This window comes from Sphingobium mellinum, assembly GCF_037860795.1.
Lineage (GTDB): Bacteria > Pseudomonadota > Alphaproteobacteria > Sphingomonadales > Sphingomonadaceae > Sphingobium > Sphingobium mellinum.
Window position 1 is genome coordinate 66,409 of record NZ_JBANRK010000005.1, and the last position, 18,483, is coordinate 84,891.

17 protein-coding genes and 1 tRNA gene are annotated in these 18,483 nt (G+C 60.4%); 9 read left to right on the forward strand and 9 right to left on the reverse strand.

The window, feature by feature from the left end; translation table 11 throughout:
* Positions 1 to 2 precede the first annotated feature (2 nt).
* From AAC640_RS09045 to AAC640_RS09075, 7 genes are all read right to left on the reverse strand, one after another.
* A complete protein-coding gene (locus AAC640_RS09045; protein ID WP_037462870.1) occupies positions 3 to 341 on the reverse strand; it encodes a P-II family nitrogen regulator in 339 nt (112 codons plus the stop codon).
* 155 nt (positions 342 to 496) lie between these two features.
* Positions 497 to 1,072 (reverse strand): DUF924 family protein, encoded by a 576-nt coding sequence (locus AAC640_RS09050; RefSeq protein ID WP_340265790.1) that lies wholly within the window; start codon positions 1,070 to 1,072, stop codon positions 497 to 499.
* A 54-nt stretch (positions 1,073 to 1,126) separates the two neighbouring features.
* Positions 1,127 to 2,569 carry a metalloprotease TldD gene (gene tldD / locus AAC640_RS09055; protein WP_340265857.1) on the reverse strand — a complete coding sequence of 481 codons (1,443 nt, stop codon included), beginning with the start codon at positions 2,567 to 2,569 and terminating at the stop codon, positions 1,127 to 1,129.
* Positions 2,570 to 2,702: 133 nt separating this feature from the next.
* A complete protein-coding gene (locus tag AAC640_RS09060; protein ID WP_340265858.1) occupies positions 2,703 to 2,930 on the reverse strand; it encodes a zinc-finger domain-containing protein in 228 nt (75 codons plus the stop codon).
* 311 nt (positions 2,931 to 3,241) lie between these two features.
* Complete coding sequence (locus AAC640_RS09065) at positions 3,242 to 4,189, reverse strand: MBL fold metallo-hydrolase (RefSeq protein ID WP_340265791.1); 948 nt, start codon at positions 4,187 to 4,189, stop codon at positions 3,242 to 3,244.
* Between the two features lie 151 nt (positions 4,190 to 4,340).
* Positions 4,341 to 5,510: a MalY/PatB family protein gene (locus AAC640_RS09070; protein WP_340265792.1), complete on the reverse strand. Its 1,170-nt coding sequence runs from the start codon at positions 5,508 to 5,510 to the stop codon at positions 4,341 to 4,343.
* A gap of 167 nt (positions 5,511 to 5,677) precedes the next feature.
* A complete protein-coding gene (locus tag AAC640_RS09075; protein ID WP_340265793.1) occupies positions 5,678 to 6,367 on the reverse strand; it encodes a helix-turn-helix transcriptional regulator in 690 nt (229 codons plus the stop codon).
* Positions 6,368 to 6,496: 129 nt separating this feature from the next.
* Between AAC640_RS09075 and AAC640_RS09080 the strand changes: the two genes are divergently transcribed.
* The 5 genes from AAC640_RS09080 (at position 6,497) to AAC640_RS09100 (ending at position 13,574) form a co-directional block, all read left to right on the forward strand.
* Positions 6,497 to 7,894, forward strand: a complete 1,398-nt coding sequence (locus AAC640_RS09080; protein ID WP_340265794.1) for an APC family permease — start codon at positions 6,497 to 6,499, stop codon at positions 7,892 to 7,894.
* Between the two features lie 14 nt (positions 7,895 to 7,908).
* Complete coding sequence (locus AAC640_RS09085) at positions 7,909 to 10,329, forward strand: TonB-dependent receptor plug domain-containing protein (protein WP_340265795.1); 2,421 nt, start codon at positions 7,909 to 7,911, stop codon at positions 10,327 to 10,329.
* An 83-nt stretch (positions 10,330 to 10,412) separates the two neighbouring features.
* Positions 10,413 to 11,021 carry a peroxidase-related enzyme gene (locus tag AAC640_RS09090; protein ID WP_340265796.1) on the forward strand — a complete coding sequence of 203 codons (609 nt, stop codon included), beginning with the start codon at positions 10,413 to 10,415 and terminating at the stop codon, positions 11,019 to 11,021.
* Positions 11,022 to 11,196: 175 nt separating this feature from the next.
* Complete coding sequence (locus AAC640_RS09095) at positions 11,197 to 12,780, forward strand: bifunctional protein tyrosine phosphatase family protein/NAD(P)/FAD-dependent oxidoreductase (RefSeq protein ID WP_340265797.1); 1,584 nt, start codon at positions 11,197 to 11,199, stop codon at positions 12,778 to 12,780.
* A complete protein-coding gene (locus AAC640_RS09100; protein WP_340265798.1) occupies positions 12,780 to 13,574 on the forward strand; it encodes a sulfite exporter TauE/SafE family protein in 795 nt (264 codons plus the stop codon). Before AAC640_RS09095 ends, AAC640_RS09100 begins: the two co-directional genes overlap by 1 nt.
* A gap of 213 nt (positions 13,575 to 13,787) precedes the next feature.
* Here the strand turns inward: AAC640_RS09100 and AAC640_RS09105 are convergent, their stop codons facing one another.
* Positions 13,788 to 14,372, reverse strand: coding sequence for a TetR/AcrR family transcriptional regulator (locus tag AAC640_RS09105; RefSeq protein ID WP_340265799.1), 585 nt, complete (start codon positions 14,370 to 14,372; stop codon positions 13,788 to 13,790).
* Between the two features lie 127 nt (positions 14,373 to 14,499).
* On the opposite strand from AAC640_RS09105, the gene AAC640_RS09110 reads away from it, so the two are divergent.
* The 4 genes from AAC640_RS09110 to AAC640_RS09125 all read left to right on the forward strand — a co-directional run bounded on the left by AAC640_RS09110 (position 14,500) and on the right by AAC640_RS09125 (position 18,330).
* A complete protein-coding gene (locus AAC640_RS09110) occupies positions 14,500 to 15,822 on the forward strand; it encodes an NtaA/DmoA family FMN-dependent monooxygenase (protein WP_340265800.1) in 1,323 nt (440 codons plus the stop codon).
* On the forward strand, positions 15,794 to 16,594 hold the full coding sequence (locus AAC640_RS09115; protein WP_422794973.1) for an NADPH-dependent F420 reductase: 801 nt from the start codon (positions 15,794 to 15,796) through the stop codon (positions 16,592 to 16,594). Before AAC640_RS09110 ends, AAC640_RS09115 begins: the two co-directional genes overlap by 29 nt.
* Positions 16,595 to 16,754: 160 nt before the next feature.
* Positions 16,755 to 17,504 (forward strand): SDR family NAD(P)-dependent oxidoreductase, encoded by a 750-nt coding sequence (locus AAC640_RS09120; protein WP_340265802.1) that lies wholly within the window; start codon positions 16,755 to 16,757, stop codon positions 17,502 to 17,504.
* Between the two features lie 22 nt (positions 17,505 to 17,526).
* On the forward strand, positions 17,527 to 18,330 hold the full coding sequence (locus AAC640_RS09125) for an NADPH-dependent F420 reductase (RefSeq protein WP_422794974.1): 804 nt from the start codon (positions 17,527 to 17,529) through the stop codon (positions 18,328 to 18,330).
* 53 nt (positions 18,331 to 18,383) lie between these two features.
* On the opposite strand, the gene AAC640_RS09130 is transcribed toward AAC640_RS09125, so the two are convergent.
* A tRNA-Val gene (locus tag AAC640_RS09130) sits at positions 18,384 to 18,459 on the reverse strand.
* Between the last annotated feature and the right edge of the window lie 24 nt (positions 18,460 to 18,483).

Here is an 18,483-nt window from a genome sequence, read left to right on the forward strand (position 1 = left end):
TCTTAAAGCGCAGTTTCGCCGGTCTCGCCGGTGCGGATACGCACGGCTTGACCGACATCGAGGACGAAGATCTTCCCGTCGCCGATCGCACCGGAGTTGGCCGCCTGCTGCGTCGCTTCGACCACTCGCGGCGCGAGGTCGTCGTCGCAGACCACCTCGATCTTGATCTTTGGAACCATATTCGTCGAATATTCGGCGCCCCGATAGATTTCGGTTTGCCCCTTCTGGCGGCCGAAGCCCTTCACCTCGGACACCGTCATACCAGCGATGCCAAGCGAGGAGAGTGCCTCGCGGACATCGTCAAGCTTGAACGGCTTGATGATAGCCATGACAAGTTTCATGTCGCCCCCTGTTACTGGTGTGCGACGACCTACTGGCAAGAGGCGTGCCAATTTCGAAAAGACGCTCCGATGCGTGCTTTTCCCCGTCCACCCCGATCGCCGCCGCCAAAAAAACGGGCAGGCTGACGCGATTGCCTAAAAATTGGGCAGGGAGATTACCAGTTCAGACCCTGGTGCGCGGCATCCCGTTCCTCCGCCAGCGTCTCGCGGCCGAGGATGGCATTGCGATGAGGAAAACGGCCGAAGCGGTGAATGATGTCATGGTGCCGGCGGGCGAAATCCAGTGCTTCGGCGTCCCCGGCAGCCTCGAACAGGCTGAGCGAGAGGGCCTGATCGTCGCGATCCTCGCTGTGTTGGAAGGGCATGTAGAAGAAAAGTCGGCCAGCGCCTCCAATCTGGATATCGTAGCCTTGTGCTATAGCGCCGCGTGCGACAGCGCGGGCCAGCCCGTCGGTGGCGAGGGCGTGCGCCGTGCCGCGAAACATGTTGCGGGGCAACTGATCGAACAGCAGGACCGCCGCCAGGGCATCGTCCGCACGACCGAGAAACTCCTCGGGCGGCAAGGCGCGCTTTTCTTCCCAGGTGTCGCGACAGCGTATCACGCATTGTCGATCGAAAGCAGGCTCGTGCTGATACCAGCGCTCTGGTCCGGCCTGGTTGAACCAGAAATGCAGCAATGACGCCGCCCAGTTCGCCGTCACCGGATCATGGGTATCCGTCAGCATGTTCATGCAGGAAGAAAGATGCTGCGGCCCGGTGGTTCCGCAGCCTATGGCGCGTCCGCCTCAGGTCGCCGTGCCGCCGACCGTCAGCCCTTCCATGAGCAGCGTGGGCTGCCCCACGCCTGCCGGCACGCTCTGCCCCCCCTTGCCGCACATTCCAATGCCTTCGTCGAGCGCCCAGTCGTGGCCGACGCCGATCACCTTGGTAAGCGCGGTCGGTCCATCGCCGATCAGCGTCGCGCCCTTGATCGGATCGCCAAGCTTGCCATTCTCGACCTTGTAGGCCTCGGTGCAGGAAAAGACGAACTTCCCCGATACGATATCGACCTGGCCGCCGCCAAAGCTCTTGGCGAAGATGCCCGACTTCATTCGGCCCAGCAGTTCCTCCGGGTCATCCTGACCACCCTTGATGAAGGTGTTGGTCATGCGCGGCATCGGCGCATGAGCGTAGCTTTCACGACGGCCATTGCCCGTGGGCTCCACGCCCATCAGGCGCGCGTTCAACCGGTCCTGCATATAGCCCTTCAGAATACCGTCCTCGATCAGCACATTCTCCCGCGTCGGCGTGCCTTCATCGTCGATGGACAGCGAGCCGCGCCGGTTCATGATCGATCCGTCATCGACCACGGTGACGCCGGGCGCCGCGACGCGTTCGCCGAGGCGGCCTGAAAAGGCGCTGGTCCCCTTTCGATTGAAGTCGCCTTCCAGGCCATGGCCGATCGCTTCATGCACCAGCACGCCCGGCCAGCCGGGCCCGAGCAGCACGGTCATCTCGCCCGCCGGCGCGGCGACCGAGCGCAGATTGACCCGGGCCTGGGCCAGCGCCTCATCGATCGCGCGGTTCCAGATAGCCGGGTCCATGACCTGATCGTAGAGATAGCGCCCGCCAATGCCGAACACGCCGGTTTCACGGCGGCCATTTTCCTCCAGAATAACGGAGATGTTGAGCCGCACCAGCGGCCGGATGTCAGTGGCGGTAAAGCCGTCCGCGCGGACGATCTCGACCACCGACCAGCTGCCCGCCAGACTGACCGACACCTGCGCCACGCGCGGATCGCGGGCACGCGCGGCGGCGTCGATCGCGGCGCAGAGCGTCACCTTTTCCGCGAAAGGGACGATCTCCAGCGGATTGGCTTCGGTATAGAGATGGCGGTTGGTATGTTGCGGCGGGGGCGCCGCCTGGCCCTTGGCCGGGTCGAGCAGTGTCAGTGTCTCGGCCGCGCGGCGGATCGCCGCCTCGCTGATGTCATTGGCGTGGGCAAAGCCCGTCATCTCGCCCGACACGCCGCGCAGGCCGAAGCCCGCGTCGGTCGAATAGTCGGCCGTCTTCAACCGGCCGTCATCGAAGCCGAAGCTCTCGCTCGCGCGATACTGAAGATAGAGTTCGCCGTCATCGCATTGCCGGAGCGCATCGGCCGTCAGGCGCCGGGCGCCATCGGGATCGAGCAGGCCGGGGCGATAGAGCAGGCCACGGGCATCAGCAAACTGGGAAGCAAGATTGGTCATCAGGAGGATATAGGCGCGGCGGCGCCGCCAAACCAATACCCTTCCATCATATATTCCGTTGCAGCTTGATCCGACCCCGACGGTCGCGGCTCCGGGCACTCAGATTGGCGAACGCAACGACCTCAGGGAATGACTAGAGGCTGGCGCCCGAGGATATATCGGGCAGGCCTGCGACTTCCGGCGTGTCCGCCGGACCGCCGACCAGCACGAAACGTCGGTCGCAATAGCCGCAATCGACATAGCCATGCTCGTCGATTTCCAGGAACACGCGCGGATGCCCCAGAGCGGCAGGGATGTCACCTGAACCGTCGCACACGACGCGCGACTTGGTGACCCGGAGAATTTCAGGCGGCTGAATCATGGCCGTGCCGATTAGCAGCGGCGCCATGGCATCGCAAGGCATGGCGCATGCAAACCCGTGCAATATGGTGGGCGATGACGGGTTCGAACCGCCGACATTCTGGGTGCAAGTTTTCCAGTCCATACAATCAGGGGTGTTCAACGAGAACCAGAAGGAGAGGGTCGATTGCGGTAAGTCGCCGTGTTTCGGGCTCTCGCCCATTCACGTGTATACAGGGCGTTTCACTGAAATACCGGATCTTCGTACACATGGCTGGATACATAGCGAGCGGGCTCAGCTCTCCTGCGGAAACTGATTACCGGTGGGGCACATTACATACGGTCGAGGGGAATCTTCAGATAGCGGGTGCCGTTGCTGGCGGGTTCAGGCAGCCGCCCGCCGCGGATGTTCACTTGGATCGACGGCAGGATCAGCTTGGGCATGGCCAATGTGGCGTCGCGCGCGGTGCGCATCGCGACGAATCCTTCTTCGTCGATGCCCTCGTGGACATGCACATTACCGTCACGCTGGAGGCCGATCGTCGTTTCCCACATATAGCAGTCGCGGCCCGGCGCCTGATAATCGTGGCACAGGAACAGTCGGGTCTCGCGGGGCAGGGCGAGCAGGCGCCGGATGGACCGATAAAGCTGCCGCGCGTTCCCGCCGGGGAAATCAGTGCGCGCGGTGCCATAGTCGGGCATAAATAGAGTATCGCCGCAAAACAGCGCGTCCCCTATCACATAAGCGACATCGGCGGGCGTGTGCCCGGGTACATGGAGAACGATCGCCTTGACATTCCCGATGTCAAAGCGCTCGCCATCTTCGAAAAGGTGATCGAAATAGGCCCGATCGGCATGAAGATCATCTTCTTCATCGAAAATCTCATCAAAGACTTTCTGAACGCTCGTAATCTCGCCGCCTATCGCCAATCGACCACCCAATCGCTCCTGCAGATAGGACGCGGCCGAAAGATGATCGGCATGGACATGAGTTTCGAGCAGCCACTCGATCGAAAGACTTTCGGCTTCGACGTAAGCGATGATGGCGTCGGCAGAATGATGCGACGTTCGGCCCGAGGCGGCGTCGAAATCGAGCACCGAGTCGATGATCGCTGCCTTGCGCGTGGCCGGGTCATGAATGACATGGGTAGCCGTAAAGGTGGCCTCATCGAAAAAACCGCGCACGACGGGGCGGTCGGCGGGACAAGCGAGCGCTGCCCCTATCGCGCTCGCCGCCGCGGCCAGCGGGGCATCCGCAGGTGCGGCAATGGAATCCTGCATAGCAACCTCGCTATTTCGACGCCAGAATGCCGGAACATCTCGCCTCAGCGCAATCGTAATCGCGCATGTCGGATCGAGCGCGCCTTTCTTCTCGCTTTTGTCTGGCGAAACTCAGGGACACCACATCAAAAAAAATCAGCGCCGACTTGCGTCACTCGGCGAGCCGCATCGCCCGCGCCATCCGGCTGATCGCCTCTTCCATGACCGGAAAAGGGGTTGCGAAGATGAGGCGCGTGAAGCCGGCGCCTATGGCTCCGCAATCCGTTCCTTCGGTCAGGATGACGCCTGCCTTCTCCTTGAAAAAGGCCGCCGGCTGTTTCGCGATTGCGGACTGACGAAAATCCAGCCAGCCGACATAGGTGCCCTCCGGCATTTCATAACCCACGCCGGGAAGATGATCGCGGATCAGCGTGGCAAGACCCTGGCGGTTCCTGTCGAGATAGGCATTGACGCCGCTCAACCAGCTGTCACCATCCTGATAGGCGGCAATCGTGGCAACCGCTCCCAGATTGCTGGCGCCATGTTCGAGCCAGGGTCCCTCCACTGCCCAAGTCTCGCGATCGCGTTCATTGGTCACAATAACCTGCGCGCACTTGAGGCCAGGCATATTCCACGCCTTGGAAGCTGATATGGCGGTGATCGAATGGCTGGCGCTGAGCGCGCTGACGCTGGCATAGGGGATATGATGATGGCCGGCGAAAGTCAGCGGCGCCCAGATCTCGTCGGCGAATACACGCCCGTTATTGCGCGCTACCAACTCGCTTAGCGCTGCAAGTTCATCCCGGCTGAATACGCGGCCCGCGGGATTGTAGGGATTGCACAGGACCAGCAGTTCGCCCCCAGCATCAAAGGCCGATTGCAAAGCCGCCATGTCGAAAACATATTTGTTGCCTTCCACGGCCATCGGCACCTCGATGACGTGCCGATCGATCATCTGCGGGAGGAGCAGAAAGGGCTTGTAAGCGGGGGTCGGCACAATGACCGCGCGACCAGGCGCGCATCCATGCTCTATCGCAAATTCATAAGCCCGGACGACATCAGCTATCGGGTGAACGTCGGAAGGACTTACGCTCCATTCGAAACGGCTCTCCAGCCATGCCGCGGTCGCACCAGTCAAATTGGCTGAAAGCTTCGGGGGGAAATAGCCAAAGCTGCCTATGTCCACCGCCTGGTGCAGCGCATGGGTGATGGCGGGAGCGATCCCGAAGTCCATCTCGGCGATAAATGCCCCGATCGATCCATCATCATTTTGCCATTTCGTCGCGCCGATATCCCGAAGCCTGTCCATCGTGATCGCATCGAAATCCTCGACAAGCCTCATAGTCCGCCCTTTCCCGACTGCGAAATCGCGCCGCACGCCTTGAAATGGCAAATAGAGGAAGTTGTCAACATTTTGTTGATACAGCTGATTTAATTTTAATGTCACCGGCCAGAGCCTCATGCGCATGGTCCATCGTCAGACGGCAAGGCACCCTCACTTGAACAGGATCATCGTGCGTCTTCTTCTTCCTGCACCTCGTCGGAAGATGCCAATTCATTGAGATAGTTGTATATCGTAAAACGCGTCGTGTTGAGGGCCTCGGCTACTTTGTCTACGGCCGAACGAACGGTAAAAAGACCTCGTTCAGAAAGTTCTTTTACAGCTGCAATCTTGTGACGCTTGTGCATAAGGTCGACAGGAACTCCAATGGTATCAATCGCATTCCTGATCAGGAATGTCGAAAGATCATTGATGTCACGCATGAACACTTCGTGATCGGCAAAAGCCTTGCGTCGCACAGGATTTTTTTCGCCAAGCGCCAAAGCAGCCGCGTCCCGCATGACTTCCCACGGCGACATGTCGATATTGATGCACAAGGCTGCCATCGGCTCGCCATGCCGATCTGGCAGGAACGTCGTGGAAGATCGCAATCTTCGCCCATCAGATAACCGCGTTTCATAACCCGATTTGTTGGTGAAATCGCGCGACGCCATTGTTTCGAGCAATAAATTGGTGGCGGCATCGCCGGGTTCGCGGCCGGTAATGCTGCCAGCCACGGCGATGATCGAGTTAGGCAGCTTCGACAGGTCATGAAGGACAACCTCACCCGATGTCGGCAGCGCGCTGCATAGCGGCGCAACCAGCGACTGGAAAATCGCCATCAGTGCCTGCCGGTCAACGTCGCCCTCTGTGGCCACCAAATTCTCCCGATTGATCGCTTCGTTCGGCCCCTATGTATGAGATAAAAATTATGTTGAACAATTTTATTTTTTGTTGACTACATACACAGGTCGTGTAGCTCGGCTACAGGGATAGGGGCTGGATGAATGACCAGTATAACAAGAAACCAGGATAAGCTGCGCCGCTCGATTTCGACGAGTCAGGCCGTCGGGATAGCCTTCAACCAGGTTGTAGGTGGCGGCGTCGTCTCGCTCACGGGCGTCGCTATCGCATTGACCGGCGGCGGGGCGCCGATCGCCTATCTCATGGCCGCCCTGTCGATCATCATCGTGTCGATACCCTATGCGGCGATCGGGTCGGCCATGCCAGTGACGGGCGGCGGCTATACCTATCTTAGTCGGTTCGTGCATCCATTGGCTGGCTACCTCAACATGTGCTTTTCAACACTCAGTCAGACAAGCATGGCGCTGTACGGCATTGTTGCAGGGCAATATATGCACAGCCTGAACCCCTGGTTCGATCCGACAACCGTAGCGTTTTCGATGATCAGTTTCTTCTATGTCGCCAACATGCTTGGCGCGGTGATTGGCGCGCGGCTCAGCACCATCATGATGCTGCTCCACATCGCCGGTTTCGCTGTATTCATCGTCTATGGCTTCTGGAACATCGACTGGGTGCATTATCCACCGCTGCTGCCTAATGGTTTGCCAAAGCTGTTTCAGGCAGCAGCCGTCCTGACGTTCGCGTGCGGCGGCGCCCTAACGGTAATCGAGTTGGGCGGCGAGCTGAAACATCCCGGCCGCGCCATCCCAATGGCCATCTTCGGCGGCACCTTGCTTGCGGCCGCGCTATATGTGGCGATAGCCATCGTGGCCGCAGGCATATTGCCCATCCCGCAAGTCGCCAACCAGCCACTCAGCGTGGTTGCCGCTCATTTTCTCCCGCCCGCAGCGTTGCAGTTTTTCATTCTAGGCGGGGCGATCATAGCGGTTATCGGGTCGACGAACTCGCAATTGCTGGCGGGTTCAAAGAGCCTTCTCGCGGCAGTGGACGACGGGTGGTTTCCCAAGAGGCTTGGCTCCGTCAATCGGCGTTTCGGGACTCCGCATTTCCTGCTCACCCTGCTGTATGTCGTGGGCGTGGTTCCGGTGCTGTTCCATATCCCGCTTGAAATGATAGCCAGTGCGGTTTCGGCTATGATCCAGATGATGTTCAGCCTGGTCATCATTGCCGCACTCCGTTTCCGCTATTTAAGGCCCGATTTGCATGATGCCGCGCCTTTCAAGCTCAATCTGGGCGTGCAATGGCTGCTTAGCATTTTAGGTGTCGGCGTTTGCTGTGTTCAGACCTATCTGCTGCTTTCCGAAGGGGCGATCGGAAAATTGCTCCCCATTTTTCTCACCGCGAGCGCCGTCATGATCGCATGGGGGGCGATCCGGTACGCGCATGTCCGCAGAACGGCAACGCTCTTTGCCGACGATCGCACGCAGGCTCGGGGCATTTCTCCGTCGGGGCCGGACCTAGAAGCGACAGTATCAATCTAGTGGAGGGGTTAGTTATGATTTCGAATAGTGCATCGCGAGCGGGTATCCGCGTAGCTCGGATGCTGGCTGGTTCCACCTGCGCCGCGGCCCTGCTGGCCGCCGCTGGCAACGCGTCCGCCCAGTCCGGGCCAGATGCCGCTAGGGCCACGCCGGACGATCAGAATGCGATCATCGTCACGGGTACTCGACGAGCCGAACGGACGGTTGCTGATTCATCCGTCCCGGTCGATGTCGTCAGCGCCAATGATTTGACCAATTCGACACCGTCGCCCGACCTTAACGACAAGCTCGCCCGGCTGGTCCCGTCTTTCAACATTTCGCGCCTGCCGAATTTCGACGGAGCCACCTTCGTTCGGCCTGCCACCCTTCGCGGTCTGTCGCCTGACCAGACGCTTGTGCTCATAAACGGCAAGCGCCGCCATCGTTCCGCCTTCATCAATACGGCGTTGCGCGGCTCACAGGGCGCCGATCTGGCGCAGATTCCCCAGATTGCGCTCAGTCGGGTGGAGGTGTTGCGCGACGGCGCTTCGGCTCAATATGGATCGGACGCGATCGCGGGGGTCATCAACCTGTTGCTGGACGACAAGCCAGGTTTCTCGGCTGATGCGCAGGCAGGGCAATATTATGCGGGTGACGGCGAAAGCTACCAGGTGGCGGCCAAGGCGGGCGTGAAGCTGGGCGAACGAGGCGTCGTGGTCATCTCGGGCGAATATAATTCGATGGGCATGACAGACCGCGGAACCGCAGTGCAAAAAATTGGTCAGCCGGCGATCAAGGCCTGGAGACTGTTCGGTAACGCCAAGTACAGCCTGACAGACGACGTGGAACTGTATGCATTCGGCAATTACAATGGCGGCCGCAGCAGGATAGAATTCAACTACCGCTCGCCGCAGAACGGCATATACAGCCGCTCCTATTATCAGGACAATGCCCCGTTCCTATATCCGGACTACGAGCTCGCCGACATCTATCCCAATGGTTTCATTCCCATTTATCGTGCGCGATCGAAGGATAGCAGTCTGGTCGCAGGCGTTCGTGGCCATCCAAGCGAATCTTTCAACTGGGATCTCAGCGGCCGCTATGGGCGCAACCGGAATAGCTACGTCCTCGGCAATTCCATCAATGCGTCGCTGGGGCCAGTTTCGCCGACATCTTTCTATGTGGGTTCCGAAATTCAGACCGATTACGCGGTCAACGCGGATTTCACATGGCTGATCGATGCCGGATTGTTCCGGCCCATCAGCTTCTCCTTCGGCGGTGAATGGCGCAAGGAGCAATATGAGACCCAGGTCGGAGATGAAGCGGCGTATATCGTCGGCCCGCTCTCCGACTTGCCGCCGGGCGCCAATGGCCATCCTTCCCCGACACCCGACCAAGCGGGCCGATGGTCACGCTCCAGTCGTGCCGCCTATGTCGATGTCGACATCGATGTGACCGATCGCTTCAATATCGGCACGGCGCTGCGGTTCGAGGATTTCGACCAGTTCGGGTCAACCTGGAATTACAAGGTATCGGGACGTTACAAGGCTACACCGTGGCTCAGCCTGCGCGCGGCGATGAGCACCGGATTCCACGCGCCGACACTGGGCCAGCAAAATTACACCGCCACATCGCAAGGGCCGGATGTGAACAATCCGCCGCCGGCGCCGCAGGTAATCCTGACAAGCGGTCTGATCCCGTCCACCAGCCCGATTGCAGCTGCGGTTGGCGGCAAACCGCTGGTGCCCGAGAAGGCGACGAGCTTTGGCGGGGGTGTGGTGCTCACGCCTGCCTCGGGGCTGACCATCTCGGCGGATTATTACAATATCAAGATCCGGGATCGCCTCGGCATCACATCGACGCTAACCTTGACGCAGGCGCAACGCGACGCTCTTGTCGCTCAAGGCGTGAGCCAAGCGGCGCAGCTCGCCAATTTCCAGTTCTTCATCAATGGATATGATACCCGCACCCAGGGCATCGATGTCGTCGCGGCCTATACGACCCGCGCAGGCGCCGGACAGCTCTCTTTGACCGCCGCTTTCAATTACAACAAATCCAAGTTGATCGGCGGCGACCCCAAGATCGTCAACGGGAACCTGAAACAGGAGGTCGAGGAACTTCTGCCACATAAAAGCGCCAACGTCGGCGCGGAATATCAGCTGGGCAAGCTGGGACTATCGGTGCGCGGCCGCTATACCAGTTCTTTCGTCGACGCCTTGCCCTATTTCCAGCCGTCTGACAATCAGCGGTATGGGTCGGAGATCTTTGTCGATGTTGCCGCGTCCTTCGCCATTACTCCGGCCGTCAAGATCACGGTGGGCGCGGATAATGTGTTCGACAATTATCCCGACCGGAACACCAGCGCCTTCTCTTTCCTTGGCAATCGCAATCCCGTCCTAAGCGCGATCGAAGGGGATGGAGGACGATATTATGCCCGCGTTTCGGCCCGTTTCTGAAAAATGTCCCCGGACGCATAAAGTCTGGCGGTAATGCGAGGACGCAGCCGCCCTTCCCTCATTATATTGATCGGAGAGATATCATGTCAGATCCAAACGCCACTCTTACGCCGGAATATAAATCGAACGATCCCTATTGTTGGCTGCCCGGCGATCCGTCCTACAACTTGCCGCAGGAGTGGCTGGATAGCCCCGTTCCCGAGAAACACTCGATGAGAGTTCTCGCTTCCTATGAAGAGGCTGGCTTTTCCCGGGCGGGCGCTTTCATGGGACCGGCTTTTCTGGACCCGTCCTATGGATTGCTGACCCTCGCGGAGAGAGAGTTCATCGGGATTGTGGTGTCGTCGGTCAATTCCTGCGTCACTTGCTTGATCATCCACGGAAACTTGCTGGGCATGTATATCGGCGATCATGGCAGGGCGAGACGTCTCGCCGTCAACTATCGCTCGGTCACGCTCTCCCCACAGGAGCGCGCAATTGCCGATTATTGCGTGAAGCTGACCGAACAGCCCGGCAGAATGGAGCAGGCCGATTTGCAAAAGCTGCGCGATGTGGGGATCAGCGACCACAAAATATATTATATCATTGAAATGGCCGCGATGTTCAACATGACCAACCGGTTGACGTCAGGCTATGGTCAACGCCCCGATGATGAATTCATGGTTAGCATCGATCCAGCGCCCCAGCACTGAAATGGGTAGTGGGTCGGTGGCCATGCGCTGATCCCTGATCCTGAGCCGGCGCACGTCACCCGTGAGGGGGCTGGCACGTCCATGGTGAGCGATCCCATGGACGGACGGCCCTATCCCGCTTTCCCACAGAACGGAGCGCTTCGATCCCTCGCGCCGTCGATATCAAGGGCCTCTCATGGACTTCAAGCAACTAACGCCTTGCCTTTTCGTAGGACCGCAACTGCGCCCGCATGACATGGAAGAGATCGTCCAGGCGGGCTTTCGGTCAGTCATCTGCAATCGCCCGGACGGCGAATCCGACGATCAACCCGCAGCCGAGACTATCAAGGCGGCCGCCAGCGAGGCTGGTCTTTCTTTCGCCCATGTGCCGGTTATCGCGGGTTCGCCAACCGAGGCGGATGCCGCGGCAATGCGCGCGGCGCTGGAAGCGCTCCCCACGCCGATCCTTGCCTATTGCCGCTCGGGCGCCCGTTCGGAAAAACTGGCGCACATGGCGGCCGCGCTGGAGCAAGCCGCCTTGGGCGATTACGACATTCTCATTATCGGGGGTGGCAGCGCCGGGATCGCGACCGCCGCCAGCATTCTCAAGCGCCGGAGAGATGTCCGCCTCGCGATCGTGGAGCCGAGCGACGATCATTATTATCAGCCCGGCTGGACGATGGTCGGCGCGGGAATTTTTGACAGCGGGTTTACGCGCCGCGCCGAAGCGACCCTTATTCCAGACGGTGCCCATTGGATAAAGGCGGCGGTCGAGACCTTTCACCCGGATAGCAAGATGGTGGCGCTCTCCGACGGCCGCCGCATTGGCTATCGGGTGCTTGTCGTCGCTCCGGGGATCAAGCTGGACTGGGACGCGATCCCAGGGCTGACCGACACGCTCGGCCGGAATGGCGTGACGTCCAATTACAGATATGATCTGGCGCCCTATACTGACCGGCTGGCCCGGGCATTCAAAGGGGGTCGCGCCCTATTTACGCAGCCCGCCATGCCGATAAAATGCGCGGGCGCGCCACAAAAGGCGATGTACCTGTCCTGCCATCGTTGGGAAAAGGCCGGCGTCCTGGCGAAGAGCGATGTGCAGTTCCACGCCGCCGGTGCCGTCCTGTTCGGCGTTCCCGCTTATGTCCCCGCGCTGATGGACTATATCGGCCGTTACGGCATAAACCTGAATTTCGGGTCGACGCTAGTGGCGGTCGATGGACCCGCACGCACGGCCATTTTTGAGCGGGCCGATGGCGACGGCGTGAAGCGCGTAACCGAGCGGTTCGACATGATCCACGTCGTGCCGCCGCAAGTTGCGCCGGACTTTATCCGCACGAGTCCCCTGGCGTCCGCGTCCGGCTTCGTGGAGGTGGATGAGGCCAGTTTGCGACACCCGCGCTACCCGGACATCTTTGCCCTGGGGGACGCCTGTTCCACGTCGAACGCCAAGACAGCTGCGGCGGCACGAAAACAGGCCCCCGTGGTCGCCGTCAATGCTCTTGCCGCGCTGGAGGGCGCCGCACCGGTAGCGGCCTATGACGGCTATGGCAGTTGCCCGTTGACCGTGGAGGCCGGCAAGATCGTTCTGGCCGAATTCGGCTATGGTGGCGCGCTACTGCCGAGTTTTCCCGATTGGCTGATTAAGGGCACGCGGCCTTCGCGCCTGTCTTGGCTGCTGAAACGGAGGATCCTGCCACAACTCTATTGGCGCGGCATGCTCAAGGGCCGCGAAGGGATGGCGAAACCGCAGGCGATCGACGCAAACGAAAAGCCGTGATGGACGCTTTCCACTGTGCGCTCGGCATCGGCTCAGGCAGTCTCGTCGGCTTTGTACTGGGCCTTACAGGCGGAGGCGGGTCGATCCTGGCCGTGCCGCTGATGGTCTATCTTGTTGGAGTGCCCAATCCGCATGTCGCGATCGGGACCAGCGCGCTCGCCGTCGCGGCCAACGCAGCCGGAAGTCTTGCCGGCCATGCCCGCGCCCACGAAGTCAAGTGGCGGTGCGGCTGCATCTGGGCTGCGGCCGGCATGGTCGGCGCGCTCGCGGGATCGACGGCTGGCAAGATGATAGACGGCGATAACCTGCTGTTTTTGTTTGCATTGGTGATGCTGTCTGTGGGCGCCCTGATGTTGAAAGGGCGCGGCCATCCCGGCACCCCCGGCGCGGAATGCAACAGGGAAAAAGCGCCGAAGGTCGCAGCCTTTGGCCTTGGGTCCGGCATATTTTCCGGCTTTTTTGGCGTCGGCGGCGGTTTCCTGATCGTGCCGGGCCTGGTTGCATCGACCGGGATGCCGATTCTGACGGCGGTCGGCACCTCTCTCATTGCAGTCTGCGCATTTGGCCTGACGACAGCGGCGAACTACGCCTTTTCGAATCTCGTGGATTGGCCGCTGGCGCTAACCTTCATAATCGGGGGAATTGCAGGAAGCGCCGCGGGGACTCGTCTCGCCCATCGGCTGGATGAAAAAGCCGGGCGATTGAACATCGTCTTTGCAGGTCTGATTTTCGCGGTGGCCCTCTATATAGTTTGGAAAAGCGCAGCCGCTTTTTCTTTCGGCTCGGCAGTCTGATCATTTCCCAGGACTTCCTGGATCGACCAGCGGACCAGATCCGGATGGTAGGCATCCTCAGTTCGTAATATGGCTAAAAACCGCGTCTATACGGCCGAAACCTGCCATGGCGCAAACCACCTGATTCCCGCGCATTTGTGACGGCAAACGGGTTTCCCGACATTCCGCCTTTTGAAGGCCTTGTGATGGGACAAATCCTGCATCCCGCTGAGCCTATGAGGCGGCGTCCCCCTGCCAACCTGACTGCAGAACGGTTCGAAGCACTTTTGTGGTATCTTTCCCGGCCGTCGTATCACCACCCGCCCAGGCGATCGCAAGGGCACCGAGGAAGAGATCGCGTCCGGTTATATGCGGACGGGCCTGACCTTTATCCTGCGCTGCCTTGAGAAGCCGTTCGGTCGTTGCAATCACCGCATGGCACGTCGGCGTCAGAGGAGATTCGTTGCGACATGCCGCCCGCAAGGGTTCAGGCAAGCCTTCATAGGCAAGCATCCAGTCGCCGAGCGCTTCGATCCAGCGCTCCAGCACTCGCGCCTCATCGGGCTCTTCAGCCTCAATCACACGGCGGCGTTCTTCCAAGCTATCATAATGACGGTCCAGCAGCGCCGCTAATAGCGCGTCCTTGTTCGGAAAGTTGCGATAAAGAGTGCCGGCACCAAACCCCGCCATCCGGGCGACGGCATCCATGGACACGTCGATGCCGTCGCGATCAAACGCCGTTCCAGCCACGTCCAGAATGCGCGCGCGATTATGCTGCGCGTCTCGTCTGGAAGCTGCTTTGACCGGCAAGTTGGACATTTCGTTCGGCACCTCTTGAATATCGGAGACACTCTCCGTATCTGTGCATCACGAACCGGAGATATTCTCCATATAGCGGGTTGCGGGCAATAGAACAGCCCCAATAGCGTGAAATAGTGAGGGCATTATGAGCAGGCAGATGCTGATCGGTATGCATCTGGGGAACGGATATGGCAATGTGCCAGGTGCCTGGCGTGCGCCTTCGGTCGATCCTCTCAACTATGCGGATTTCGACGCGAAGGTCCGCTACGCGCAGGCGGCCGAGCGCGGCAAGCTGCATTTTCTGTTTCTGCCCGATGGCCCGACGCACGTTGCTGACATCGCTAACGAACCCCCAAGTTTCAACCTGGACGTCATGGTAACGCTTGCGGCAGTTGGGCGCGAGACGAGCCGGATCGGGCTCGTTGCGACGGGCTCGACCACTTTTAACGAACCGTTCAATCTCGCCCGGCAGTTCAAGGCGCTCGATATTCTGAGCCATGGTCGGACAGGATGGAATGCCGTGACGTCGAGCGGTGAGGATGTCGCCGCCAATTACGGCGCACGCTTGCCGTCGAGCGCGGATCGCTATGGTCGCGCGCATGAAACGATCCAGCTCGTGCAATCGCTGTGGGGCAGCTGGGGACGCGACGCCCTGGTGGCTGACCAAGCGACAGGACGGTTCGCGAAGGCCGAGGGCATCGCGCCGATCAACCTTGGCGGCACCTATGTCGCGTCACGCGGGCCACTCTACATCCCGCCCTCCGAACAGGGGCAGCCCGTTATTTTCCACGCCGGCGGCAGCCCCAACGCCCATGAGCTTGCCGGCCGCTACGCAAATGCGGTGATCGGCGCGGCATTCACGATCGATGATGCTCGTGCTCAGCGCGCCGCGTTCCGGCGCGCGGCAGAACGAGCAGGTCGGGACCCGGACGAACTGAAGTTTTTCGCCGGCCTTATGACGACGCTCGCACCCGACCGTCGCGAGGCGCTCGACAGGCGGATCGCCCTGAGCGGCCGAATCTTTCCCCAGCGCGCGGCCTATCTGGGCCAGATGCTCGGCTTGCGGATCGATACTGCCAATCTCGACGTACCATTGTCGCCCCAACAGCTCGCCATCGCCAGTCCCTCGCCGCGTGATCCGCGCTCGGCAAACGCGCTCAGCATTGCGCGCGAAGGGTGGACCGTGCGTGACATACTGGCGCACGGCGTGATCGACTACCATCCCGTCATCGCGGGCCCCGCCGTCGAGGCCGCTGACCATATGCAGGCCTGGTTCGAGGCTGAAGCCGTCGATGGTTTCTGGGTATCGCCCGACATCTACGAGGGCGGGGTCGATGCCTTCGTCGATGGCGTCGTGCCCCTGCTGCAGGAGCGCGGCCTTTTCCACCGGGATTATGAGGGCGCCACACTGCGCGAACACCTTGGCGCTCCCCAACAATATGGCATCGATCCGCGACTGGCGCGGTAATCATCATCACAGACGAGTGAAAGGAAGCAACATGAACATTGGTATTATCGGCGCGGGAAACATCGGGGGCACGATCGCCCGCAAGTTGGCGGCGGCGGGACATGCAGTCAAGCTGTCGGGCGCGGAAGGCGTTGATGAAATTCGCGAAAAGGCAGAAAAAATTGGCGCGACACCCGTCGAAGTCGAGGATGCCGTAAAAGGTGTCGACGTCATTATCGTTTCGATCCCGTTCGGTAATATTCCCGACGTTGCGAGTATATTTGCAGACGTGCCTGCCAATGTTGTCGTGATCGACACGTCGAACTATTATCCGCAATTCGGCGTACAAATCGCGGCGGTCGATGCAGGCAAGACGGAGAGCGTGTGGTCGAGCGAGCAGCTCGGACGCCGGGTGATCAAGACGTTCAATGCAGCGCTCGCCCATACACTGGCGGAAAAGGGCAAGCCGGCTGGGGCTGCCGGGCGGATCGCGATCCCGATCGCTGGTGACGATGCGGACGCCAAGGCAATTGCAAGCGAACTGGTCGAAGCTGCCGGCTTCGATCCGCTCGACGCAGGCGACCTTGCCGGTTCCTGGCGCCAGCAGCCGGGCACTCCTGCCTATTGCACCGAGTTGACGCTCGCCGAACTTCAGGAAGCGCTGGAAATGGCCGACAAGGATCGCGCACCGCGCAACCGCGACGTGGTGATGGAACAATTCATGGCAGAGAATGGCACGCTGAGCCATGAAAAGGTCGTGGCTCGAAATCGCGAGGTCACGGCTCCGCGTTGAGCGTCGCGATCCGCAAAAAGGGCGGCAGACGCCGCCGCCCTGAGCATCAATCCCTGAACGTGCCTTGAGCGGTAGCGGCCCACGCATGGCAACACCGGCATGATGGAGGCTTGCGCGGCGAGGTCGCGCCCTGGCGCATGAGCTAGAAGGAAAAAGAAGAATGAACGGAATTCTGGACGGCAAGGTCGCACTCATCACAGGCGCCGGCTCAGGCATCGCTGCGGCTGCGGCGCGGCTTTTTCATAAGGAGGGCGCTCGCATCGTGCTTGCCGACGTGAGCGGAAAGGAAGCCGAACTTGCAGCCGAACTGGGGGAACGTGCGGTGGCTTGTCGGGCCGACGTCAGCCAAAGCGCCGATGTGCAGGCCATGATCGACAAGGCCATTGCAGAGTTCGGGCAACTGGACATCCTGTGCAACGTCGCCGGCATAACGGGGCCGCGCGGGTCACTGGAAGTCGCCCTGGAGGAAGACTTCGATCGCGTCATTGCTGTGAACATCCGCAGCCTGCTGCTCTGCTCGAAATACGCGCTTCCGCATCTCGTTTCGGGGGGCGGCGGCGTCATCGTGAACATCTCTTCCGCCGTCGCGCTGATTGGCATGCCAGGCCTTGCCGTCTATTCGGCGACGAAGGGCGCGATCATCGCCATGACCCGGACGATCGCTGCTGAATATGCGAGCAAGGGCGTCCGGGCCAACGTGATCTGCCCGGGCGGGATCGAAACCCCGATCTACCTTGAGGACCTCGCTAAAAACCCCGAAGCCGTGCGCAAGAGCGTCGAACAGATTCCGGCAGGACGCGTCGGAAAGCCGGAAGAGATCGCGCAGGCGATGCTGTTCCTCGCGTCCGACGCCTCCTCCTACATGACGGGCGCGGTCGTGCCTGTCGACGGCGGCCAGACGGCCGTCTAATCTGACTTCGGGCATAGGAAAAATGAAGGAAAAACCCATGAAGATAGGAATTATCGGCACTGGCCTCATCGGAGCCAATCTGGCACGGAAATGGACAGCCGCAGGACATACCGTACGTATCGCCAACGACTTCGACATGGCCGCGCGCGACGAACTTGCGGCGGAGATCGGCGCCACGGCAGTGGCATTGACGGACGTTGTGGCCGACGTCGATGCGGTCGTGGTCACCATTCCGCTCAACGCTATCCCGTCGCTGCCAAAGGGCCTGTTCGACGCGTTGCCGAGCGACGCGATCCTGATCGACACCTCCAACTACTTCCCCTTCCGCGATCAGATCATTCCGGCGATCGAGGACGGGATGGTGGAAAGCCTCTGGGTCGAGCAGCAGATTGGCAGACCCATCATCAAGGCGTTCAACCATCAGTTGGCCTACACCCAGGCCAATGAAGGCCATCCGGCGGGCACGCCCGGACGCATGGCCATGTCGGTTTACGGGGACGACACCGAAGCCAAGAAGACGGTGATCGGCCTCGTCGACGATCTGGGTTTCGACGGCATCGATGGAGGCCCCTTGGCTGAATCGTGGCGGCAGCAACCGGGAACACCGGCCTATTGCACCGAGCTGACCGCGCCGGAACTGCGCGATGCGCTGGGCAGAGCCGTCAAGGACAGATCGCCCAAATTGCGCGCGCTTTCGATCAAGCGGCTCGAAGATTTCGGCGATGGCTTTCTCGCATCATTGGGGAAGGGCGAATATACGCTCGGTCGCACCAGTAAGGATGTCGTGCAAATGTATCGGTCGCTGGAGTCCGAAACCGACATTTAGGTGCAATTTGCCCGTCATGCAGATCGTGCCCCCGCCGTTTTCCGCGGGTTTTATGGTGGGCGATGACGGGCTCGAACCGCCGACATTCTCGGTGTAAACGAGACGCTCTACCAACTGAGCTAATCGCCCGCCGCCGCGACCGATGGGGCACGG